This is a genomic window from Thiomicrorhabdus cannonii, assembly GCF_013391695.1.
GTDB lineage: Bacteria > Pseudomonadota > Gammaproteobacteria > Thiomicrospirales > Thiomicrospiraceae > Thiomicrorhabdus > Thiomicrorhabdus cannonii.
In genome coordinates this window covers 116,291-139,012 of the sequence record NZ_JACBGH010000002.1, presented here as the reverse complement: position 1 = coordinate 139,012, position 22,722 = coordinate 116,291, and the positions used below count along the sequence as shown (strand labels likewise).

Below are 22,722 nucleotides of genomic sequence, written 5' to 3'. Positions count from 1 at the left end.
TGCTTTAAACATTTTAAAAGCATTTAAAAAATTGAGTTTGGAGAAAACGAAGATGGCAAAAATCATTGGTATTGACTTGGGAACCACCAACTCGTGTGTGGCTATTATGGAAGGCAAGGATGTCAAAGTTATTCCTAATGCCGAAGGTGCGCGTACCACGCCTTCAATCGTGGCTTACACCGCAGACGGTGAAGTGTTGGTGGGCGATCCGGCAAAACGCCAGGCGGTGACCAATCCTGAAAACACCTTGTTTGCTATCAAGCGTCTGATCGGGCGTCGTGCGGATGATGCGGTTGTGGCCAAAGACAAAGACATGGTGCCATACAAAATCGTAGCGGCCGACAATGGCGATGCCTGGGTGGAAGTAGACGGTAAAAAACTGTCTCCGCAGGAAGTCTCCGCGCGTACCCTGATGAAAATGAAGAAAACCGCCGAAGACTATCTGGGGCATGAAGTCACCGAAGCGGTGGTTACGGTTCCGGCTTACTTCAATGATGCGCAGCGTCAGGCGACCAAGGATGCCGGTAAGATCGCCGGTCTTGAAGTAAAACGTATCATCAACGAACCGACTGCGGCGGCACTGGCTTACGGTATGGACAAAGTCAAAGCCGACAGCAAAATCGCGGTTTACGACTTGGGTGGCGGTACCTTCGATATCTCCATTATCGAAGTGGCTGATCTGGACGGCGAAAAACAGGTTGAAGTGCTGTCGACCAACGGGGATACCTTCCTGGGTGGTGAAGACTTCGACAACGTCATTGTGGAATACGTGGCCAACGAATTTAAAAAAGAACAGGGCGTTGACCTGAAGCAGGATAAACTGGCGTTGCAGCGTGTGCGCGAAGCCTCTGAAAAAGCCAAGATCGAATTGTCTTCACGTGAGCAGACTGATATCAACCTGCCATACATCACGGCGGATGCAACCGGTCCTAAGCACTTGAATATTAAAATTACCCGTGCCAAGTTCGAATCGTTGATCGAAGCCTTGGTTAACCGTTCAATCGAACCTTGCCGCATTGCGCTGAAAGATGCCGGCCTGTCCGCTTCCGAAATCGACGATGTGATTCTGGTGGGTGGTTCAACGCGTGTGCCGATGGTACAGGCGAAAGTCAAAGAGTTCTTCGGCAAAGAGCCGCGCAAGGACGTAAACCCTGATGAAGCGGTGGCGATGGGTGCTGCGATTCAAGGTGGCGTTTTGTCGGGTGATGTCAACGACGTGCTGCTGTTGGACGTAACCCCTCTGTCTTTGGGTATCGAGACCATGGGTGGCGTGATGACCAAGTTGATTGAGAAGAACACCACGATTCCGACGCGCAAGTCGCAAGTGTTCTCAACGGCGGAAGACAACCAGTCGGCGGTAACGATTCATGTTCTGCAAGGTGAGCGTGAAATGGCCTCTGGCAACAAGTCGCTGGGTCAGTTCAACCTGGATGACATCGCAGCAGCGCCACGCGGTATGCCGCAGATCGAAGTGACTTTTGATATCGATGCCAACGGTATTTTGAACGTGTCTGCAAAAGACAAAAATACCGGCAAAGAGCAGCACATCACCATTCAGGCGTCTTCAGGTTTGTCTGAAGATGAGATCGAAAGAATGGTCAAGGATGCCGAAGCGCACGCTGAAGAAGACCGCAAAATGAAAGAGCTGGTGGAAACCCGCAACCAGGCGGATGCGATGGTGCATGCGACGCGCAAAATGGTAACGGACGCCGGTGATGCAGTCGATGCGGCTGAAAAAGAAGCGGTCGAAAAAGCCATTGCGGATGTGGAAGCGGCGATCAAAGGTGATGACAAGGCGGACATCGAAGCCAAGGTTCAGGCGTTGGCAACGGCCAGCCAGTCGATCGCTCAGAAAGCGCAAGCCAAGCAGCAGGCCGGCGGTGCGGAAGCCCAGCAGCAAGGTTCAAGCAAGGCGGATGACGATATCGTTGATGCCGAGTTTGAAGAAGTGGACGACAAAAAATAATCCTTAGGGATTAACCGCAAAGGCACGAAGAAACGAAGGGATGCTTGAGTTCCTTCAAAAAGCTTCGTGCTTTTGTGTTTAAATAGCGGCTTTTTTGAGGCGTTGAATATCAGTTTGAATTGCCTCAAAAAAACTCAACAGGCCGGGTATGGCCGGTAATGAGTAACCAACGCAAACGGGCTTAAGTGTTAAGCGGGTTTGCCTTGGTTATTGAATAAGAAGCAGAAAAAGATCACTTATATGGCAAAAAGAGATTATTACGAAGTTTTAGGTGTGGCTAGAACCGCTTCAGAAGGCGAGATTAAAAAGGCCTATCGTAAATTGGCGATGAAATACCATCCCGATCGTAATCCCGATAACAAAGAGGCGGAAGACAATTTCAAGGAAGCCTCGGAAGCTTATGAGGTGTTGTCGGATTCTCAAAAGCGCGCGACCTATGACCAGTTCGGTCACGCCGGATTGGAAGGACATGCCGGCGGCGGTCATGGCGGTTTCGGCGGCGGCTTTGGCGACGCATTCGGGGATATTTTCAGTGAGATGTTCGGCGGCGGTTTCGGCGGGCGTCGCGGCCCGCAGCCGGGCAATGACCTGCAGTACGAACTGGAAATCTCGTTAGAAGAGGCGGTCGCCGGCACGACGGTGGATATCCGCATTCCGACCAAAGACATTTGTGATGCCTGTGACGGTACCGGTGCCGAGCCGGGTTCAGAGGTGCAGACTTGTCCGACCTGTCATGGCGCCGGCCAGGTGCGCATGCAGCAGGGCTTTTTTGCGGTCAATCGCAGCTGTCCGACCTGTCATGGACAGGGCAAAATCATTAAAACGCCTTGCCGCAAGTGCCGTGGTGAAGGCTTTACCCACAGCAATAAAACCCTGTCGGTCAAGATTCCGGCCGGTGTCGATAACGGTGATCGCATCCGCCTTCAGGGTGAAGGCGAAGCAGGCGAGCCGGGCGCGCCACGCGGTGATCTGTATGTGCGTATTCGCGTTAAACGTCATGCGATTTTCGAGCGCGACGGCAACAATCTGTATTGCGAACTGCCATTGAGCTTCCCGACCGCGGCGTTGGGTGGTTCGGTCGAAGTGCCGACACTCGGCGGTAAAGCCTCGTTGAAAGTTCCGGCGGGCACGCAGTCGGGCCAGCGTTTCAAATTGGCCGGTAAAGGGGTTAAATCGGTACGTTCGTCTTTTGTGGGCGATTTGATTGTGCAGGTCAATATCGAAACGCCGGTGAAGTTGACGGCGCGCCAGAAAGAGTTGCTGGAGGAGCTTGAGGCCAGCCTGAAAGGCAAACACTACAAGCAGCATAGTCCAAAAGAGCACTCGTTCTTTGATAGCGTTAAATCGTTCTTCACCGGCGAGGATGAGGCTGACAAAGACGCTAAAAAAGATAAAAATGATCCGTGGAATGATTGAAGATTCTCAATACGAATTAAATTATTGTTGTCGCAGTGAAGGATTGGCAGCAAACGTTAAGGAATAGAGCATGAGTGATTACAGAGTCGCCATTATCGGAGCCTCCGGGCGTATGGGAAAAAACCTGATTGCCGCCGTCGAACAAACCGAAGGTTTGAGAGTCAGTGCGGCGATTGAACGCCCTGACAGTTCGTTGATTGGTGCGGATGCCGGAGAGTTGGCGGGGATCGGCAAGATCGGTGTGGCGCTGGCGGGCAGTATTGAAGCGGTCGTGAATGATTTCGATGTGCTGATCGACTTCACTACGCCGACCACTACGGTGCATAACCTGGATGTCTGTGTGGCGCACAACAAAAAAATCGTTATCGGTACCACCGGTTTTGACCAGGCCGGTTTGGCGGCGATTGATGCGGCGGCTGAAAAGATCGCGGTGATTTTTGCCGCCAATTTCAGTGTCGGCGTCAATTTGTGCTTGAAACTCTTGAAGCAGGCTGCCGAAGTGCTGAACGAAGGCTACGATATTGAAATCATCGAAGGCCATCACCGCCATAAGATGGATGCGCCGTCCGGTACAGCATTGCGGATGGGGCAGGTGGTCGCCGATGCATTGGGGCGTGATTTGAAAACCTGTGCGGTTTACGGGCGCGAAGGCATTACCGGCGAGCGCGATCCGAACACTATCGGTTTTGCAACGGTGCGTGCCGGCGATATTGTCGGCGATCATACGGTATTGTTTGCAACCGAAGGCGAGCGTGTCGAGATTACCCATAAGGCGTCCAGTCGCATGACCTTCGCCAAAGGTGCGGCGCGTTCCTGCAATTGGATTAAGCATAAACAGACCGGCCTGTTTGATATGCAGGATGTTTTGAGTTTGCGTTGAGATCCATTGAGAAGTGTCTATGAAATTTCCCATAATTAGCCTAGACAAGAATTGGTAAATCAAGTAAAATCCCGCTAATTCAAATTTGCGACTAAAATTAGATATTTAGTGGTGTATACGGGGTATTTTGCAGCGATGACGACAGGTCATTTGGCTTATTAAAACGGAGTGAGTCCTTGAAAGGGGGCTGGCTCCGTTTTTTTATATGCGCAATTTATTTTTTCACTTACATTTTACGAATATTTAACACTCACACAGTCGCTTGCAACTTAGAGGGGCTCTGATTAACGTCATGAGCGCAGGCAAGACAAGGCGAAATTGGCCGAAAAAGCGCAGTTTACACAGTGTAAATGAGCATTTTGAGGTCAATTTCAACGATGGATTGGCAAGCGTAATAGTTAATCAGAAGCTCCTTAGAACAGTTTCTATCTTGGGCGGACACACTACATGACACAGGCTTTACTGGCTTTAGAAGACGGTACCCTTTTCTGGGGAACTTCATTGGGTGCGGAAGGGGAGACCGTAGGCGAAGTGGTTTTCAATACTTCGTTGACTGGTTATCAAGAGATCTTGACCGATCCTTCTTATTTCAAACAAATCGTTACGTTGACTTATCCGCATATCGGTAACGTCGGTGTCAATGCCGAGGATGAAGAATCCCCCCGCATTATGGCGCAAGGCCTGGTTGTTAAAGACTGCCCTCCATTGATGAGTAATTTCCGCGCGCAAAAAACACTGCCTGACTATCTGAAAGAACAAAACGTCGTGGCGATTGCCGATATCGATACCCGTAAGCTGACGCGTATTCTGCGTGACAAAGGTGCGCAATCCGGCATTATCGTTGCCGGCGACAATATCAATGCCGAAGACGCGGTCGCCAAGGCTAAAGCCTTCAGTGGTCTGAAAGGTTTGGATCTGGCCAAAGAAGTCACCACCGCAGAAACCTATGTGTGGACGGAAGGCACTTGGGTGTTGGGTGAAGGGCATAAAGACTGCTCTGCCAATCACGATTTCCATGTGGTCGCGTATGATTACGGTATCAAACGCAATATTTTGCGTATGCTGGCTGACCGCGGCTGCAAGCTGACGGTTGTTCCCGCCAAAACGCCGGCTGCTGACGTATTGGCCATGAATCCGGATGGTGTGTTCCTGTCAAACGGTCCTGGCGATCCGGAGCCTTGCGACTACGCGATTGAAGCGATTCAGCAAGTGTTGCAAACCGAGGTGCCTGTATTCGGTATCTGTCTAGGTCACCAGTTGTTGGCGTTGGCCAGTGGTGCGAAAACGGTGAAAATGAAGTTCGGTCACCACGGCGGCAACCACCCTGTTCAGGATACGGACAGCAAAAAAGTGATGATCACGGCACAGAACCACGGTTTTGCGGTAGACGAAGCGACCTTGCCAACCAATGTGCGTGCTACCCACAAGTCTTTGTTTGACGGTACTTTGCAAGGGATTGCGCGTACCGATAAAGCGGCCTTCAGCTTCCAGGGGCACCCTGAAGCCAGCCCGGGTCCACATGACGTGGCGCCGCTTTTCGACCAATTTATTGAAAATATGAAAGCTTTCAAAAAAGCCTGAACGATAGGAAATAGGAACAAGACATGCCAAAAAGAAGTGATATTAAAAGTATTATGATTATTGGTGCCGGCCCTATCATTATCGGTCAGGCCTGCGAATTCGACTACTCTGGTGTACAAGCGTGTAAGGCGCTGAAAGAGGAGGGTTACCGCGTTATTCTGGTTAACTCCAACCCAGCAACGATTATGACCGACCCTGAGTTGGCGGATGCAACTTACATTGAGCCGATTGAATGGCGTACGGTCGAAAGCATCATTGCCAAAGAACGTCCCGATGCAATCCTGCCAACAATGGGTGGACAGACTGCGCTGAACTGCGCATTGGATCTGCACGACCGCGGCATTCTGGAAAAGTACAAAGTCGAGCTGATCGGCGCTAATGCCGATGCCATCGACAAGGCTGAAAACCGTGACCGTTTCCGCAAAGCGATGCAGAAAATCGGTTTGGATATGCCGCAATCGGCCGTCGCTCACAATATGGAAGAGGCTTGGGAAATCCAGGCTCAGGTTGGTTTCCCTACGGTAATCCGTCCGTCGTTCACTTTGGGTGGTTCCGGCGGTGGTATCGCCTACAACAAAGATGAATTCGAGCAAATCTGTAAGTTCGGCTTGGATTTGTCACCAACCAAAGAGTTGTTGATCGAAGAATCCATTTTGGGTTGGAAAGAGTACGAAATGGAAGTGGTGCGTGACCGCAACGACAACGCCATTATCGTCTGCTCGATTGAAAACTTTGACCCGATGGGTGTGCATACCGGTGACTCCATTACGGTGGCGCCTGCGCAAACTCTGACCGATAAAGAATATCAAATCATGCGTAACGCCTCTTTGGCGGTATTGCGCGAGATCGGCGTGGAAACAGGTGGTTCAAACGTACAGTTTGCGATTAACCCTGAAAGCGGCCGTATGATCATTATCGAGATGAACCCGCGTGTATCGCGTTCATCGGCGCTGGCATCGAAAGCGACCGGTTTCCCGATCGCCAAAGTGGCCGCAAAACTGGCGGTAGGTTATACGCTGGATGAGTTGCAGAACGATATCACCAACGGTGCGACACCGGCTTCGTTTGAACCGACTATCGATTACGTCGTAACAAAAGTACCTCGTTTCACTTTCGAGAAATTCCCGCAAGCGCAAAAACGTTTGTCGACGCAAATGAAGTCGGTAGGTGAAGTGATGGCCATGGGCCGTAATTTCCAGGAATCGATGCAGAAAGCGTTGCGCGGTTTGGAAACCGACAAGAACGGTTTGGATGAAATTCTGCCATTGGCGAGCATGGACGAAAAAGACGTTAAGGATATTTTGCGTCAAGAGCTGCGTAATCCTGGTCCAGAGCGTATCTGGTATGTCGCGGACGCGTTCCGTGCCGGTTGGGATTTGGAAGCCGTTCATGAAAGTTCAAAAATCGATCCTTGGTTCCTGGCTCAGATCAAAGAGCTGATTGACATGGAAGACGATCTGAAGCAGCGTGGTCTGGATGCGTTGGATGAAACTTACCTGCGTCAATTGAAGCGCAAAGGTTTCTCTGATAACCGTATCGCCAAGTTGTTGAATACTGATGCGGCGTTTATCCGTAAGTTCCGTCATACGTTGAATGTGCGTCCTGTCTACAAGCGTGTGGATACCTGTGCGGCGGAGTTCGAAACTTCAACGGCGTACATGTATTCCACTTACGACGAAGAGTGTGAAGCCAATCCGACCGATAAAGAGAAAATCATGGTATTGGGCGGTGGCCCAAACCGTATCGGTCAAGGGATCGAGTTTGACTACTGTTGCGTACACGCCGCGATGGCGATGCGTGAAGACGGTTATGAAACCATTATGGTTAACTGTAACCCGGAAACGGTTTCGACCGACTACGACACCTCTGACCGCCTGTATTTCGAGCCGCTGACATTGGAAGACGTGCTGGAAATCGTTGAGGTCGAGAAGCCGAAAGGGGTGATTGTGCAGTACGGTGGTCAAACGCCGTTGAAACTGGCCGAAGCCTTGGAAGAAGCCGGTGTGCCGATTATCGGTACTTCGCCGGAGTCGATTGATTTGGCGGAAGACCGCGAGCGTTTCCAGCAGTTGTTGAACACCCTGGAACTGAGACAGCCGCCAAACCGTACTGCACGCAGCGAAGCGCAGGCTTTGGTATTGGCGAACGAGATCGGTTATCCGTTGGTGGTGCGTCCTTCCTATGTACTGGGTGGTCGCGCGATGGAGATTGTATACTCCGACGCCGATTTGTCGCGCTATATGACAGAGGCGGTTAAGGTCTCCAATGACTCTCCGGTCTTGTTGGACCGTTTCCTGGATGACGCGGTTGAGTTGGACGTGGATGCGGTTTGCGACGGTGAACAGGTTGTCATCGGCGGGATTATGGAACATATTGAACAGGCCGGTATCCACTCAGGCGACTCAGCCTGCTCTTTGCCACCTTACAGTATCTCTGCTGAAGTTCAGGATCAGGTGCGTGAGCAGGTCACCAAAATGGCGAAAGCGCTGGGTGTGGTCGGTTTGATGAACACGCAGTTTGCGATCAAAGGCGACGAGATTTATGTGCTTGAAGTGAATCCGCGTGCGTCACGTACCGTGCCTTTTGTTTCCAAAGCGATCGGCAAGCCGTTGGCGAAGATCGCGGCGCGTTGCATGGTCGGCCAGAAGTTAAATGCACAAGGTTTCACGGCTGAGATCATGCCTAAACATTATTCGGTCAAAGAAGCGGTCTTCCCGTTCATCAAGTTCCTGGGCGTCGATCCGATTCTTGGGCCTGAGATGAAATCGACCGGTGAGGTTATGGGCTTAGGAAGCAGTTTCGCGCAAGCTTATGCCAAGGCGCAATTGGCAGCTGGAACGGTATTGCCGCGTTCCGGCAAGGCGTTCCTGAGCGTGCGTAAAGCGGATCGTGTCCGTGTGCTGGATTTGGCCAATCAGTTGATTGCCAAAGGGTTCAGCATTGTGGCTACACGTGGTACGGCAGCGTCCTTGACCGAAGCCGGTATTGAATGCCAGGTGGTCAATAAAGTCACCGAAGGCCGCCCGAATATTGTCGATTCGATCGTTAACGAAGAGATCGATTTGATCGTCAATACCTCTGACGGTTCGGTCAGTATTCAGGACTCTTCGAGCATTCGCCGTGAAGCGTTGATGCACAAGACGTGTTACACCACGACGATTGCAGGTGCTTTTGCGATGGTCGCGGCGATGGATTATTTGGAAGATCAGCCGGTCACCAGACTGCAAGATCTACAGTAATCGGTTCTTTTTGCAAAGCGCCAAAGTCTGCGGAAGTGGGCTTTGGCGTTTGTGTTTTAAAAGGCGCTCGTTAGGGGCAATCAAGATGCCCGCAAGCCTATTGAATAGTTATCAAGGAAACAGGCGATGACAAAACATCCTATGACAAAAGAGGGCGCGGAAGCCCTGCAGACGGAGTTGAACAAACTCAAGAAAGAAGATCGCCCGCGCATTACCGAGGCGATCGCCGAGGCGCGCGAGCATGGCGATTTGAAAGAAAACGCCGAATACCATGCGGCACGCGAGCAGCAAGGCTTGGTTGAAGCGCGTATCAAACAGATCGAGTCGGTTTTGGCGCATGCGCAGATTATTGACGTGACCAAATTGAATCCAAACGGCAAGGTGGTGTTCGGCGCTACGGTCACGGTGTTGAATATCGATACCGATGAAGAGCTGACCTACAAAATTGTCGGCAATGAAGAATCGAATGTGACGGCCAACAAAATCTCGATCAATTCGCCGATTGCGCGTGCGTTGATCGGCAAGCAAGAAGGTGATGAAGTGATCGTTGAGGCGCCAAGCGGCAATATCGATTACGAAATCATCGAAATTCAATATATTTAAAAGGACGAGCGGCCACAAATGAAACGCTTCAGTTTTCCATTGGCCGTTTTGTTTGCCACTTCGGGATGGTGGCTGGCCGCCGTTCTGCTAACCGTTGGTTATGTGGTGGCACCGTTGCTGTTTGCCGAGTTGTCTGAAGTGGCGGCGGGCAAATTGGTCGGCGTCTTATTGCAATGGTCGCAGAGTTTTGTCTTGGTTTGGCTGTTGTTAAGTGCGACCGCTTTTTGGTTTTATCGCCATGCTTGGGTTTTTGGCAAGACGTTTGTGTTGTTAATGCTGTTGTTGGCAATCAATCTCTTCTGGCTTGGGCCTGAAATGGAAGCGTTAAAAGCCGGATTTCCAGAGGGGGTGCCAAAAGGGTCAGCGCTCTGGCAGGAGTTTATGATGCTGCACGGACTGTACCAACTCTCGTATCTGTCGGCAATACTACTGCTCGTGGTTTGGGGATGGCAAAACCTCAAGAAATTGGTTGTAAACAAGGCGTTAGCGGATAAAAAAAGTTTATAAGCATTTAATTATTTTCTAACCTGTTTGGGTTGCATTTTGCGTAGAAACAGTTCAGAATTGACGCGTTATAGAGACAAACCAAACCTGGAGTTTATTGAATGAAACACTTAACACTAAAAGCCTTATTCGTATCAGCTTTTGCGGTTGCTTCTTTGAATGTTCAAGCAGCTGACGACGTATACAGCCAATGTTTGGCGGATGCTGAGCACGTTATCGCTACTGCTAAAAAAGAGGGTGGTCCAGCTGCTCGTAAAATTGAGCAAAAAACCACTGTTGAGCAATGCTTTGGCGAGTTGAACAAAATCGAAGCGAAATACGGCGACAAAACTAAAGGTGTAAACCCATCTTCAGTCATGACTCCAGAAGACCGCGCCAAGTGGGCTGCATTGTTTGATGCAATCGACGCTAAGAAATTCACTGGTACTCGCTACAACATGGCGTCTTACTACCGTTAATTTCGAGCTTCGATAAGCAAAAGAAAGCCGGTTTTTACCGGCTTTTTTCGTTTTTAGTGCAAAGGAGCGGGTTATAAGAACCGTCCGTCAGTATTTGTGTATGTGTTGGGTTTCTCTATGAAAAAAAATCTTTTTCAGGCGGCGTTCGACTGCTTGATGGAAAAAGACCTGAATACCAAAGTCAGCCTGCTTTCGCAGCTGCAGGAAGATTGGTCGCAGGATCGCTTTGACTTTACCCCCACGGCTGAGGTGGTGCGCATTGCCGATCCCGGTCGTCCGGACAGACCGCAGTTGGTCGCACCCAAGGAATTGCCCAAGCGCGGATTGGGCACGCCTGAAGGCCACGCCTCTTTGATGCATTCCATTGCCCATATCGAATTCAATGCGGTCAATCTGGCGTTGGATGCCATTTACCGCTTTCAGGAAATGCCTTACGACTACTACCGCGACTGGTTGGGGGTGGCCGGGGAAGAATCCTACCATTTTCAGATGGTACGCGAACATTTGAATCATTTGGGTTATGAGTACGGCGATATGCCGGCGCATAATGGCTTGTGGCTGACCACCTATGAAACCGATCACGACCCGCTGGTGCGCATGGCGCTGGTGCCACGTACGCTTGAAGCACGCGGTTTGGATGTGACGCCGCCGATGATTCAGAAATTGCGCGCGATTGGCGACAAGCGCGGCGTCGAAATCCTCAAGATTCTGTTACGCGACGAGATCGGTCATGTTGAAGTCGGCACGCGTTGGTTCCGCTATCTGTGCCAACAGCGTCAGCTGAATCCTTTTAACCATTTCCAATGGATCGTGGAAAACTATTTTCACGGCGATCTGCGCGGGCCGTTTAATTACGAAGCCAGAGAGCAGGCCGGGTTCTCGGCAGAAGAGATTGCTTGGTTAAAGACTCTTTGAAGGTAGCGTGACCATATGACTTCGCCATTCCCCGCATTATTGTCCGAGAAACAGCGTTTGCGTATTCAGACGCGTCATCGCTACTCCTTGGAGCGCTTTGGTTATACGCCGCAGGCATTATTCTGGAGCAGCCGGGAGATTCAGCAGCAGCGCTTTGAAATTCTGGCGCAGGTTTTTGACGCTTCCAAAACTCAACAGGCCGGGTCGGTGCTGGATGTGGGATGCGGTTTTGGTGATTTGCGGGCATTTTTGCAAAAAAACGATATTCATGTCGACTATCAGGGAATCGATCTGTCGGCGGATATGGTGCAGAGCGCAGGGTTTCAATATCCGGGCATTCAGGTGATGCAAGGGGATCTGTTCGATTTGAACCCCGCGGATGAGAGTTTTGATTATGTGCTGCTTTCCGGTGCGCTGAATGAAGTGGTCGAGACAGAAGCCGAGCACAATGCGGGGCATGAAGGGCGTTATGCAAAAGCGGTGATTCGCAGAATGTATCAAACCTGCCGCATCGCGGTGGCCTTTAACCTGCTGGATGCACGCAACCAGTGGGTTCGGGCGCGCTCGGATTTGCAGAGTTTTGAGCCGCAGCAGATTGTCGATTATTGTCGGTCGTTTGCCTCCAGGGTCGTCTGCTGTGAGGGCTATTTGGATAACGATTTCACCGTGTTTTTATACAAAAGGTAACATTATGCGTTTGGGCGTGGATTTGGGCGGAACCAAAATCGAAATCATTGCGCTGGATGACAAGGGAGCGGTGTGCCATCAAAAACGCGTGGACACACCCAAAGGCAACTACGCCGGCACGCTTGAATGTATTGCGGCGCTGGTTGAAGAGGCGGACGCGATTTTAGGACAGAAGGGCTCTCTGGGCGTGGGGATTCCCGGTGCCGTGTCGCATAAAACCGGCCGTGTTAAAAATGCCAATTCCACCTGGTTGATCGGTCAGGATTTACAGGGCGACCTGCAGCGCCGCTTGCTGCGCGAAGTCAAGCTTGCGAATGATGCCAACTGTTTTGCCCTTTCCGAAGCGATGGATGGCGCGGCACAGGGGGCGGAAGTGGCGTTTGGCGTGATTATTGGTACCGGCTGCGGCGGCGGCATAGTGGTCAACGGCCGGATTCTTAACGGAGTCAATGCCATTGGCGGCGAGTGGGGTCATAACCCCCTGCCTTGGGCATTGCCGCAAGACAGCCGTTTGCCCTGTTACTGCGGTCTGAACGGTTGCAACGAAACCTTTTTATCCGGCAGCGGGTTGCAGGCGCATTTTGTTGAGCGAGGCGGCGATGCCATCAAGGCGCAGCAGATTGTCGCTTTAGCCAGACAGGGCGATGAAAAAGCCGCTCAGTTGATGCGCGACTACTACCGCTGGCTTGCCCAAGGGTTGGCGAGCGTGATCAACCTGATTGATCCGGATGTGATTGTATTGGGCGGCGGCATGTCCAATATTGCCGAGTTGTATGAAGAGGTGCCGAAACTCTGGCAGCAGTGGGTGTTTAGTGATCGGGTCGATACCCGGCTGGTGGCGCCGAAATACGGCGATGCCAGCGGGGTGCGCGGCGCGGCCTGGCTGTGGTGAAAGCCGCTGACCCGGCCTGTTGACTTTTTTAGGGCATGAAATTCAGGGTAACCACATTTTATGATTGATTTATTGAACCACTGAGTACACGAAGAGCACGAAGATTTTGAGCGTTAATCATTCGTTGGTGTTATTTTTGTGTTTTAAAGCGGTTTTAAAAGCATTTAAAATCAATAAGATGGGTTGATAATATGTGTCAATTACTTAGAAAAACTTCGTGCTCTTCGTGGTCTTCGCGTTCTTCGTGGTTTTAATCATCATCAACTTATCAATCACGAAATATGGATATCCGAAATTCAAAGCCAGGTTTTCCATTTGAAAAACAGAATCTGCAGAATCACGGCCAGTGTCAGGGTGCCGCTAACCACTAAAAAAGCGTAAGGATTGTCCGCGCCGGGAATGCCCGCCACGTTAATGCCGAGCAGACCGGTCACAAAGCCCAGCGGTAGAAAAATTGCCGCGACAATGGCCAGCATATACATGCGCTGGTTAAGCTCTTCGGAGGCGTGGCTGAGCAGTTCTTCATGGGTCACGGCGGCGCGTTCGCGTACCGCATCAATGTCTTCAATATGGCGAATCAGCCGGTCACCGATTTCACGCAGCTGCAGGCGGTGAATATCTTCCAGCCAGCTGACTTTTTCCACTTGCAGGCGCAGTAAGGCTTCGCGCTGCGGTGCCAGATAGCGCCGCAACGCAATGGTTTGGCGGCGCAGATTGGAAAGGTCGCGGCGCAAAGTGGCCTGCGATTCGCTCAGGGTGTTTTCTTCAAGCTCCGCCATATCGTCTTCAAACTGATCGACGGTATCCCCCATTCGCCACACCAGGCGGTCGCACAAGTCCACGAGCCATTCTGCCGCATTGCTGACCCCCTGGTGTTTCAGCAGGAAATTGTGCAGGTCTTCCACCGAGAGCAGTTTGCGTCTGCCGGTGGTAATGATGCGGTTCTGTTCGATCCAGATACGGATCGAGACCATGTCATCCGGTGCGGCGCCGGGGTTGTGGTTAATGCCGCGCAATGCTACCAGCAGGCCGTCGCCAATCGCGTGGCTGCGGGGGCGGGTTTCTTCGGTAAGCAAGGCTTCGCTGATCAGTGGATCAAGACCGCTATGCTCTTTAAACCAGGTTTGCGTTTCTGTCGAAGAGTAATCGAAATGCAGCCATAGAATCCCTTGCTCTGCTTGCCAGTGTTGCGCTTGCTGCCAGCTGATTGCGCTGGCTCCGCCTTGACTGTCGAGCAGCAAGGCATGTTTGAGACCGGAGAATTCGATGTGTTGCATGCTCAATCCAAGGAGTTATTTACAGCGATTGTGGAAATTTTTGGGTCGTGAGTCAAGTTTTTAACGGGCGGAAAACGCATTGAGACACAAGGCTTTATAAGCAAATCGCTTATTAATTTTGTGTTTTTTATTATGGGTTAACCTGCTTATAATGCACGTGTTTTTTGCATTTTTCGTAGAGTTCTCATGAGAAATAGCGGTTTTAATGGTTTTTTAGTGCAGTTTATGAAGTGAAACCTCTAAGTTGTTAAACTCTTGAGGTATTATGCGGGGTAAAGTTGATGGGGCAGAAAGGGGGGGCTTCGTCAATTTTGGTGTGACAACAGATATAAAAGTAAAGAAAACAAGAAAATCATAACAATAAGATTGGGTGTATGTTGAGCGGAGTTAGTCATGAAAAGCAGTAGTATACGCGGTCGGTCGACCGTTCAGAATGTGATGATATATTTTGCGCTGTTTATAGTCATTAACAGCATTGGATTCGGGATATTTTATAACCTTCAGCAGCAGAATGTGGATGAGGTCATCGAGTTCAAAGCTCAGGTCGACCACAAAGAGCGTCTCTACCATGAGATTAACGCGCAGCTGGGTTACGGGCAGTATATCCATAACTTCAAAAACTATTTGTTGCGCGGTGAAAGTGACTACCGCACGCAAAAATACAGCGAAAGCCTTGAGGCGAATTATCAAAAAATCAATCAGGTCCTGACCGAATACCGAGCCTTACCCGGCTTAAGTCCTATCGAAATCCAGTCAATGGACGCCATTGAGCAGATGGTGAAACAATACCATCAGATGTTTGCCAGAATTGTCGCCTTGAAGCAGTCCGGCGCAGCCATTGAAGAGATTGATGCGATTGTTAAAGTGGACGACCGTCCCGCTATGCAAGGGCTTGAAGCGTGGTATGACTACATTGAAAGCAGTTCGCAAGCGCAGTTGAAGGCTTTGAATGAAGCGAATGCCCTGTCTCAGCGCATGGAGTTCATAGCCGTTTTCCTTGCCTCTTTGCTGGTTACGCTGCTGGCATTTGAATTTTTTATTCGCCGCGCTTTATTGGGGCCGTTGGTACGTTTGCAAGGTAGGTTGACTCAGGTGTGTGATGCCAAAGGGCGTTTGCATCTGGATGTTCAGCTTCCCATGGAGGGCGCGCGCGAACTTAAGATAATGGAATTTCACCTGAAAAATATGTTTACGATGCTGCGTGAAAACCAGCGTTTTATGCAAACCATCAAGACCACGGTGGACCAGAGTTCGGCCAATATTATGGTGGCGGACAATGATTTGAATATTACCTATATGAATGCATCGATTCTCAAGACATTGAAGCAGGTCGAAAAGGATATTCAAAAAATGCTGCCGCATTTTAAAGCCGACGACTTGGTGGGCAAGAATATCGATATATTCCACGTCAATCCAGCCCATCAGCGTAAACTTCTGGCGAACTTGAACGATACCTATGTCGCCAAATTGACTCTAGGCGAGTTGCATTTGCAGATTATCGTTAATCCGATCTGGGGCGACGGCGGTGAGCGCATCGGTTTTGTGACCGAGTGGAAGGATGTGACCCAGACCGTTAAACTCGAGCAGATGCAGCAGGTGGTTGAAAGCAATTTGCAGGTTCTTGTAGAAAAAGCCGCCAAGGGCTATCTGGGTGAGAAAATCGACGTTTCGACACTGGACGGGTTTATTCATGATCTGGGTGAACAGATCAATTTCATGTCGGTCGCCATGCACGACGCGATTATGAAGTTCGCTGAGGTGATGGAGGTCATGGCCAAAGGCGACCTTACGCAGCGTATTGATGGTCAATATGAAGCGCAGTTTGCACAGATGCAAACCGCCATGAATGCCTCGTTGGAAAACTTATCGCGCATGAATGCGCAGGTCTTGGTGTCGTTGGATGGTGTGGTTGAAAATATCCAGGCGACCTCCCAGCGCAATACCGACCTGTCGGCGCGCATTCAACAACAGGCCGCGTCCATTGAAGAGACGGCTGCAACCATGGAAGAGATGACCGCTGCAGTGCGCAACAATGCGCAGAATGCGCAACAGGCCAATGCGCTGACCTCGCAAGCGGCGGCTAAAACCGATGAGGGTGCTGAGATCATGAAGCGCACCATTGACGCCATGATGCAGATTAAAGCGTCCAGCAGCCAGATAGAGCAAATCATCGGCCTGATCGATTCGATTGCTTTTCAAACCAACCTGCTGGCGTTGAATGCGGCGGTTGAGGCGGCGCGTGCCGGTGAGCATGGCCGCGGTTTCGCCGTGGTGGCCGGAGAGGTGCGCAATCTGGCCGGTAAGTCGGCCGAAGCGGCCAAGGATATCAAGCAGTTGATCGACCGTTCGGTCTCGCAGGTGGAGCAGGGAACGCAGCTGGCGGAGCAATCCGGTACTTCGTTGGCGGAGATCAGTCAGGCAATCCGTCAGGTCACGGAAATGGTGGGTGATATCGCCACCTCTTCCATCGAGCAGGCGCAGGGGATTGAGCAGCTCAATCAGGCGATCGTTTCCTTGGACAAGAATACCCAGGAAAACGCCCATCTGGTTGAGTTGTCGGCTAGCAGCGCGCAGACTATCGCCGACCAGTCACAAGAGCTATTGGCGCAAATGCAGCAGTTCAAGATTTCACAGTCCGTTATCGATCAGGTGAAATCACAGTCGGCCGTGCAAAGCCCCAAAATAGCGACCGGCAAACCCGCCGCGTCTGCATTGGCGGCGCCCAAAACACCGGCCAAACCGGCGGTGAAGGTGGTGGATGCGGGGCGGAAATCTGCGCAGAGCGACAGCAAAGGATCGCCGTCAGCGCGCGTTGCATCGGCGGCCCCCGCTAAAAGCAGCAAGCCGGTTGCCGATGGGGATACCTGGGAGGAGTTCTAACCAGTACCGCATTGATTGCGACCCATAAAAAACCGCCCATTGAAATCGTTCATCGGGCGGTTTTTTTATGGGCTGGAAATATTGGCTGGGAAATGGATTTATTTGATGCCGCTAATCGACATCAGCAGGTGCTGGAAAGCGACGCAGGACTCCCAGGTGCAGGATTCGTTCATGGTGTGATAGCCGGTGGTGGGGATTTGCAGCGTGGTGCCTTGTACGAAACCGTTGGAGGCGGCCACTATCCGCCCCAGCTCGGTACTGCCCAAGGATTGACGTTCGCCGTTGGTGGCCTGTTGGTTGAGCTGCTGGATATATTCGTCTTTAAAGCTATAGCTGATGCCGAGTTTCTCGCAGATGCCTTGCAGGCGTTCGGTGGTTTGTGGATGGAACTGGGCGTTTTCATCGCGGCGACGCAGGACGACTTTTTGTTTGTCTGCGTTTTCCCTGTCTGGGTAAGGGCTGGTGTCTACCACGATCAGACGGTCGGTAGCGCCGTTAAAGCGGCGGAACCATTCCAGCAGATAGCGCCAACTGCTGCCGGATTCCTCTTCGGCGGTAAAAAAGGCGGTGCCCTGGAAACCGAGGCCGAACAGATGCACCAAATGGGCGGCGGTCAGCACATTATCGAGTTGCGCGCTCAACAGATTGTTGTTGCGTGTCAAGCGGTCGCTGAAAGCCACCGGCGTGCCGGCGACCAGATGTTCCAGGCCGTCGACTTCAAAAATCAGGTTATTGCGGAATTCGCACACATAGGCGTTGGTGATGACTCCCGAGCCGCGGTAAGCGCCCGACCAGGGTTCGTACGCCATAACCGCCACGCCTTTGAAGCGGTCGACGATTTTAAGCATGAGTTTTTCCGAGACGGAGTTGCCGAGCAGGTCGGAACGGCGGCCGGCCACAAAGGCGGCGTACTGGAACTCGTTGGGGCCGGTGCAAATCAGCCCGTGGCGGTCGATGTGCGCCGAGAACATCACCGAATCGGGTTGCGTGCCTTGCGCGACCAGTAGGCCTTCATACCAGGTGACTTTGGCGCCGCGCTCTTCCAGTTCGCGTTGCAATACGCGGAAAAACGAGTGTTCGGCTCCCACCACGCTGGGTTGGCGAATCAGGGATTTAAGCAGGTCGATAAAGGCTTCGGGCTGGCGCAATGAAGTGGCTCCAAAAAGGGTCAAAGTATCGATTGTACCCAAGTGCGCACTGCTTTACCCGGCCTGTTGAGATTTTTTTGCCGATTTGTTTGCGATGAATTGGCCGCTGCACTATGCTACGCGAACGAAAAAAGAGAATAAAAAGGATCAGTAAATGCAAACCTTGGAAACGTTGGCGCAGTTGGATGAGTTGAAGCAGAGCGAGGAGGCTTTGCTGGTACTGTTTGGCGGGCGTGAGTGCAATGTGTGCCATGCCATCAAGCCTAAATTGATTGAACTGATGGCGGAGCATTATCCGAAGATCACGTTGGTCTATGTCGATTGTCACGAAACCACGGAACTCTGCTCGCAAAACGGTGTGTTTACCTTGCCGACGTTACAGGTGTTTTTTGGCGGACAACGTTTTATCGAAGAGGTACGCAGTTTCAGTTTGCAGAAAGTGGTGCAGGATTTGGCGCGGCCGTATTCGATGATGTTTGGTCGATGATGTTTGGCGAATAAGACTATCGCTTGCCATCTCCGCCGGCCTTGGTCAATAGTCGATCCAGCCAGCGGGTTGGCAAGAGACGTTTAAGCACGGCAAAGGCTTTGGTGGGGACGGTCACGCGATAGCGGATTTTGGCGCGTTTGCTTTGCAAGGCGTGAAGAACACAAGCGGTTACAGCTTCTGGCCCCAAGGTAAAGGGCGCGCTGGGGCCGACGGTTTCCAGTCGTTTAATCATCGCCTCGTAGTTTTTGCGGTGGGCGCTGCCTTCAAGGCTGATCCAGCGTTTGAACTGTTCATAGGCGTTTTCGCGGAAGCGCGACAGAATCGGCCCCGGTTCAATCAGGCTGATCTGGATGTTGTCTTTTTGCACCTCCAGACGCAAGGTGTCGGCAAATCCCTCGATGGCGAATTTGCTGGCGTTGTAGGCGCCGCGGTATTGCATCGCGGCAAACCCCAGAATGGAGCTGTTGTAGATGATTTTGCCGTGCCCCTGCGCACGCATCACCTTGACGACTGCATTGGTGAGTTCCTGGGTGCCGAATACATTGGTTTGAAACTGGTACTCCATCGCCGTGCGGCTCAGGTCTTCGACCGCGCCCGGCAGGCCGAAAGCGCCGTTATTGAAGAGGGCGTCGAGCCGCCCGCCGCTATGTTCCAAAATCGCGTTAAGTCCCTGATGGATGGAGTCGCTGGAGGCGAGGTCAAGCTCAAAGCAGGTCAGGCCCTCTTGCCGCAGGCGATCGACATCCGCCGGTTTGCGGCAGGTGGCGATGACCCCGTAACCGGCTGCATGCAAGGTCTTAGCGCAATGGTAACCGATGCCGCTGGAGCAGCCGGTAATCAGAATGATGGCGGGCGGAAGGCATTGCGAGTTTGCGACGGTTTTGGGTGTCATGTTAAAAGCCGTGAGAGTCAGTTGAGGCCTCATTTTAGTGGCAGACGGGATGAAAGTAAATTTTGCGGGGTGGTGCGAAAATAAACTTGCAAAAAACTTTCCGGACCCGGCCTGTTGAGTTTTTTTGAGAGAATTTTCGCCACGTTTTTTCGCTGACTTTCCCTGTCAAATCGCTGTTAAATTCATTTATAATACAGCGTTTATTCTGATTTATATCAGAGTTGGCTCATATAGCTTTGAAGACCGCTTCGAACAGCATGGAGTTTTAGTAATGTCGATCCTTAAGCGTTATCTGATTGCGGGATTGTTGGTCTGGTTGCCGTTGGGCGTGACCATTGCCGTCATCATGTTTTTGGTGAATTTTTTCGACAAAACCCTGCTGCTGGTGCCCGAAGCCTATCGTCCCGAGCAGTTGTTCGGCTTCAGCATTCCGGGGCTGGGCGTGGTCTTGGCCTTTACGGTGATTGTGATGACCGGCATGCTGGTGGCCAACCTGCTGGGCAGCAAGATGGTGAGCCTGTGGGAGCGCTTTCTGGCACGCATCCCGCTGGTGCGTTCGATTTATACCGCGGTGAAACAGATCGCCGAGGCGATATTCGGTTCGGGTGAACAGACCTTTCAGAAGGTCTATCTGATTCAGTATCCGCGCGTCGGTCTGTGGACATTGGCGTTTCAGACCAGTACCCAGAAGGGCGAGGCGCAGATGCGCACCGGGTTGACGGAAGTGGTGAACTTGTTTGTGCCGACCACGCCCAACCCGACCTCCGGCTTCTTTTTGATGGCGTCCAAAAGCGAGATTATCGAGCTGGAAATGAATGTGGATGACGCCCTCAAAATGGTCATATCGGGCGGGGTGGTGGTGCCGTCCTATAAGCCCAAGGCGGGCAGTGCGCCGCAAACCATAACGGTTCAGCCGGTTTCAGCGGCTCAGGCGGATGTCACCACCGGTAGTCCAAATGCGCAAGAGGCGCTTGCCGACAAACAGAATTAAATGCACGGCCTTTTTACAGGGCGGTGCCTCAGTATTAAACGTTAAAAAATTAAAGACATTAAAGGTAAAAACAGTATGCGTACACATTATTGTGGACAAGTCACCGAGAGTTTGATCGATCAGCAAGTCACCGTTGCCGGTTGGGTGCATCGTCGCCGTGACCACGGTGGGGTTATCTTCATTGATTTACGTGACCGTGAAGGTTTGGTGCAGGTCGTGGTGAATCCGGATACGCCGGAGGTCTTTGCCAAAGCGGAGCGTTTGCGTGCGGAGTGTGTACTGAAAATCACCGGTAAAGTCGTGGCGCGTACTGAAGGCACCATTAACCCGAATATGGTGACCGGCAAGATCGAAATCGTGGCCGCTGACCTGGATGTGTTGAGCATGGCAGAGCCGATTCCGTTCCAGTTGGACGAGAAAAACGTCGGTGAAGAAACGCGCCTGAAATACCGTTATATCGACCTGCGTCGCGAAGAGATGCAGAAGACCCTGAAGTTGCGTTACCACGTGACGCGTACCATGCGCCGCTACCTGGACGACAACGGTTTTATGGATATGGAAACGCCGATTCTGACCAAATCGACGCCGGAAGGCGCGCGTGACTATCTGGTGCCAAGCCGTACCCACGCCAACAAATTCTTTGCCTTGCCGCAGTCGCCGCAGCTGTTCAAACAGTTGCTGATGATGTCCGGTTTTGACCGTTACTATCAGATTACCCGTTGTTTCCGTGACGAAGATTTGCGTGCCGACCGTCAGCCGGAATTCACCCAGCTGGATATCGAAACCTCGTTTATGGACGAGGAATCGGTGATGGAAGTGATGGAAGGGTTGGTCAAAACCATTTTCAAAGAGACCATCGGTGTCGAATTCGATTACAAATTCCAGCGTATGCCGTATTCCGAAGCGATTCAGAAATACGGTATCGACCGTCCTGATCTGCGTATCAACATGCAGCTGGTGGATGTGGCCGATCTGCTGCAGGACATCGATTTCAAAGTGTTCTCCGGCCCGGCGCAAGATCCGAAAGGCCGTGTCGCTGCCTTGAAAGTACCGGGCGGCGCCACTATGTCACGTAAAGAGATCGACGAATACACCAAGTTTGTCAGCATCTACGGTGCGAAAGGCTTGGCCTATATCAAGGTCAATGACCTGTCTGCCGGCATCGACGGCTTGCAGTCGCCGATTGTCAAGTTCTTCCCGGATCAGGTCATGGAGATCATGGCGCGTGTTGAAGCGAAAGACGGCGATATCGTCTTCTTCGGTGCGGACAAGGCCAAGGTGGTCAACGAAGCGCTGGGGGCGCTGCGCGTCAAGATCGGTGAAGATTTGAATATGATCAATGGCCGCTTCCGACCATTGTGGGTGGTTGACTTCCCAATGTTTGAAGAGGACGAGAAGACCGCACGTGTTGCGGCGGTACACCATCCGTTCACGCAGCCTAAAGCGACCACCGAAGAGATTCTGAACCACAAGGATCCGGTGCAGCTGTTGTCGCGTGCTTATGACTTGGTTATCAACGGTCTGGAAGTCGGCGGCGGTTCGGTGCGTATTCACGACACGCACATGCAGGCGGCCATCTTCAAACTGCTGGGTATCTCCGACGAAGAGGCGCAGGACAAGTTCGGCTTCCTGTTGAACGCCTTGAAATACGGCTGTCCTCCACATGCGGGTATGGCGTTCGGTTTGGATCGTTTGGTGATGATTCTAGGCAATATCGATTCGATTCGTGACGTTATCGCCTTCCCGAAAACCCAGTCCGCCGCCTGTTTGTTGACCGAAGCACCGGGCTTGGTCGCCGATTCGCAACTGGCTGAACTGGCGTTGCGTTTCCGCAAATTCGGTCAAGAAAAAGCCTGATTCATCTAAATGGCGAGGGGCGCTTTGCCTCTCGCTCGCACTCACA

At 51.8% G+C, this 22,722-nt stretch carries 18 protein-coding genes; 15 read left to right on the top strand and 3 right to left on the bottom strand.

The window, feature by feature from the left end; translation table 11 throughout:
• The first annotated feature begins 52 nt into the window (after nt 1-52).
• The 11 genes from dnaK (at nt 53) to HZ297_RS03760 (ending at nt 13,141) form a co-directional block, all read left to right on the top strand.
• A complete protein-coding gene (dnaK, locus tag HZ297_RS03810) occupies nt 53-1,966 on the top strand; it encodes a molecular chaperone DnaK (RefSeq protein ID WP_178861663.1) in 1,914 nt (637 codons plus the stop codon).
• A gap of 240 nt (nt 1,967-2,206) precedes the next feature.
• Nucleotides 2,207-3,382: a molecular chaperone DnaJ gene (gene dnaJ, locus HZ297_RS03805; protein ID WP_178861662.1), complete on the top strand. Its 1,176-nt coding sequence runs from the start codon at nt 2,207-2,209 to the stop codon at nt 3,380-3,382.
• A gap of 70 nt (nt 3,383-3,452) precedes the next feature.
• On the top strand, nt 3,453-4,262 hold the full coding sequence (gene dapB / locus HZ297_RS03800; RefSeq protein WP_178861661.1) for a 4-hydroxy-tetrahydrodipicolinate reductase: 810 nt from the start codon (nt 3,453-3,455) through the stop codon (nt 4,260-4,262).
• 447 nt (nt 4,263-4,709) lie between these two features.
• Complete coding sequence (gene carA / locus HZ297_RS03795; protein ID WP_178861660.1) at nt 4,710-5,843, top strand: glutamine-hydrolyzing carbamoyl-phosphate synthase small subunit; 1,134 nt, start codon at nt 4,710-4,712, stop codon at nt 5,841-5,843.
• Nucleotides 5,844-5,866: 23 nt separating this feature from the next.
• Complete coding sequence (gene carB, locus HZ297_RS03790; protein WP_178861659.1) at nt 5,867-9,082, top strand: carbamoyl-phosphate synthase large subunit; 3,216 nt, start codon at nt 5,867-5,869, stop codon at nt 9,080-9,082.
• Nucleotides 9,083-9,208: 126 nt separating this feature from the next.
• Nucleotides 9,209-9,685 carry a transcription elongation factor GreA gene (gene greA / locus HZ297_RS03785; RefSeq protein WP_178861658.1) on the top strand — a complete coding sequence of 159 codons (477 nt, stop codon included), beginning with the start codon at nt 9,209-9,211 and terminating at the stop codon, nt 9,683-9,685.
• 18 nt (nt 9,686-9,703) lie between these two features.
• Nucleotides 9,704-10,192, top strand: a complete 489-nt coding sequence (locus HZ297_RS03780) for a DUF4149 domain-containing protein (RefSeq protein ID WP_178861657.1) — start codon at nt 9,704-9,706, stop codon at nt 10,190-10,192.
• A 98-nt stretch (nt 10,193-10,290) separates the two neighbouring features.
• Entirely contained in the window at nt 10,291-10,647 is a 357-nt protein-coding gene (locus HZ297_RS03775) for a hypothetical protein (RefSeq protein ID WP_178861656.1), read from the top strand.
• Nucleotides 10,648-10,764: 117 nt separating this feature from the next.
• On the top strand, nt 10,765-11,562 hold the full coding sequence (locus HZ297_RS03770; protein WP_439333569.1) for a ferritin-like domain-containing protein: 798 nt from the start codon (nt 10,765-10,767) through the stop codon (nt 11,560-11,562).
• 15 nt (nt 11,563-11,577) lie between these two features.
• Nucleotides 11,578-12,249 (top strand): class I SAM-dependent methyltransferase, encoded by a 672-nt coding sequence (locus tag HZ297_RS03765; protein WP_178861655.1) that lies wholly within the window; start codon nt 11,578-11,580, stop codon nt 12,247-12,249.
• 4 nt (nt 12,250-12,253) lie between these two features.
• Nucleotides 12,254-13,141 (top strand): ROK family protein, encoded by an 888-nt coding sequence (locus HZ297_RS03760; RefSeq protein WP_178861654.1) that lies wholly within the window; start codon nt 12,254-12,256, stop codon nt 13,139-13,141.
• 296 nt (nt 13,142-13,437) lie between these two features.
• On the opposite strand, the gene HZ297_RS03755 is transcribed toward HZ297_RS03760, so the two are convergent.
• Entirely contained in the window at nt 13,438-14,418 is a 981-nt protein-coding gene (locus HZ297_RS03755; RefSeq protein ID WP_178861653.1) for a zinc transporter ZntB, read from the bottom strand.
• A gap of 393 nt (nt 14,419-14,811) precedes the next feature.
• On the opposite strand from HZ297_RS03755, the gene HZ297_RS03750 reads away from it, so the two are divergent.
• Nucleotides 14,812-17,298, top strand: a complete 2,487-nt coding sequence (locus HZ297_RS03750) for a methyl-accepting chemotaxis protein (RefSeq protein WP_178861652.1) — start codon at nt 14,812-14,814, stop codon at nt 17,296-17,298.
• Between the two features lie 98 nt (nt 17,299-17,396).
• Here the strand turns inward: HZ297_RS03750 and HZ297_RS03745 are convergent, their stop codons facing one another.
• Nucleotides 17,397-18,446: a zinc-binding metallopeptidase family protein gene (locus tag HZ297_RS03745; protein ID WP_178861651.1), complete on the bottom strand. Its 1,050-nt coding sequence runs from the start codon at nt 18,444-18,446 to the stop codon at nt 17,397-17,399.
• A gap of 154 nt (nt 18,447-18,600) precedes the next feature.
• On the opposite strand from HZ297_RS03745, the gene HZ297_RS03740 reads away from it, so the two are divergent.
• A complete protein-coding gene (locus tag HZ297_RS03740) occupies nt 18,601-18,933 on the top strand; it encodes a thioredoxin family protein (RefSeq protein ID WP_178861650.1) in 333 nt (110 codons plus the stop codon).
• A 16-nt stretch (nt 18,934-18,949) separates the two neighbouring features.
• Here HZ297_RS03740 and HZ297_RS03735 read toward each other — a convergent pair whose 3' ends face one another.
• Nucleotides 18,950-19,828 carry an SDR family oxidoreductase gene (locus HZ297_RS03735; RefSeq protein ID WP_178861649.1) on the bottom strand — a complete coding sequence of 293 codons (879 nt, stop codon included), beginning with the start codon at nt 19,826-19,828 and terminating at the stop codon, nt 18,950-18,952.
• Between the two features lie 271 nt (nt 19,829-20,099).
• Here HZ297_RS03735 and HZ297_RS03730 point away from each other — a divergent pair, with 271 nt between their 5' ends.
• Both HZ297_RS03730 and aspS read left to right on the top strand, forming a co-directional pair.
• On the top strand, nt 20,100-20,819 hold the full coding sequence (locus tag HZ297_RS03730) for a DUF502 domain-containing protein (RefSeq protein WP_178861648.1): 720 nt from the start codon (nt 20,100-20,102) through the stop codon (nt 20,817-20,819).
• 75 nt (nt 20,820-20,894) lie between these two features.
• Nucleotides 20,895-22,676, top strand: a complete 1,782-nt coding sequence (gene aspS / locus HZ297_RS03725; protein ID WP_178861647.1) for an aspartate--tRNA ligase — start codon at nt 20,895-20,897, stop codon at nt 22,674-22,676.
• The last annotated feature ends 46 nt before the right edge of the window (nt 22,677-22,722 follow it).

Bases quoted from the DNA above. Each gene is read 5' to 3' on its own strand.
- HZ297_RS03740 (WP_178861650.1), top strand. From the start codon at position 18,601: ATGCAAACCTTGGAAACGTTGGCGCAGTTGGATGAGTTGAAGCAGAGC.
- carA (WP_178861660.1), top strand. From the start codon at position 4,710: ATGACACAGGCTTTACTGGCTTTAGAAGACGGTACCCTTTTCTGGGGA.
- HZ297_RS03735 (WP_178861649.1), bottom strand. From the start codon at position 19,828: ATGACACCCAAAACCGTCGCAAACTCGCAATGCCTTCCGCCCGCCATC.
- carB (WP_178861659.1), top strand. From the start codon at position 5,867: ATGCCAAAAAGAAGTGATATTAAAAGTATTATGATTATTGGTGCCGGC.
- aspS (WP_178861647.1), top strand. From the start codon at position 20,895: ATGCGTACACATTATTGTGGACAAGTCACCGAGAGTTTGATCGATCAG.
- HZ297_RS03770 (WP_439333569.1), top strand. From the start codon at position 10,765: ATGAAAAAAAATCTTTTTCAGGCGGCGTTCGACTGCTTGATGGAAAAA.
- HZ297_RS03780 (WP_178861657.1), top strand. From the start codon at position 9,704: ATGAAACGCTTCAGTTTTCCATTGGCCGTTTTGTTTGCCACTTCGGGA.
- HZ297_RS03760 (WP_178861654.1), top strand. From the start codon at position 12,254: ATGCGTTTGGGCGTGGATTTGGGCGGAACCAAAATCGAAATCATTGCG.
- dapB (WP_178861661.1), top strand. From the start codon at position 3,453: ATGAGTGATTACAGAGTCGCCATTATCGGAGCCTCCGGGCGTATGGGA.
- HZ297_RS03755 (WP_178861653.1), bottom strand. From the start codon at position 14,418: ATGCAACACATCGAATTCTCCGGTCTCAAACATGCCTTGCTGCTCGAC.
- HZ297_RS03765 (WP_178861655.1), top strand. From the start codon at position 11,578: ATGACTTCGCCATTCCCCGCATTATTGTCCGAGAAACAGCGTTTGCGT.
- HZ297_RS03730 (WP_178861648.1), top strand. From the start codon at position 20,100: ATGTCGATCCTTAAGCGTTATCTGATTGCGGGATTGTTGGTCTGGTTG.
- greA (WP_178861658.1), top strand. From the start codon at position 9,209: ATGACAAAACATCCTATGACAAAAGAGGGCGCGGAAGCCCTGCAGACG.
- HZ297_RS03750 (WP_178861652.1), top strand. From the start codon at position 14,812: ATGAAAAGCAGTAGTATACGCGGTCGGTCGACCGTTCAGAATGTGATG.
- dnaJ (WP_178861662.1), top strand. From the start codon at position 2,207: ATGGCAAAAAGAGATTATTACGAAGTTTTAGGTGTGGCTAGAACCGCT.
- dnaK (WP_178861663.1), top strand. From the start codon at position 53: ATGGCAAAAATCATTGGTATTGACTTGGGAACCACCAACTCGTGTGTG.
- HZ297_RS03775 (WP_178861656.1), top strand. From the start codon at position 10,291: ATGAAACACTTAACACTAAAAGCCTTATTCGTATCAGCTTTTGCGGTT.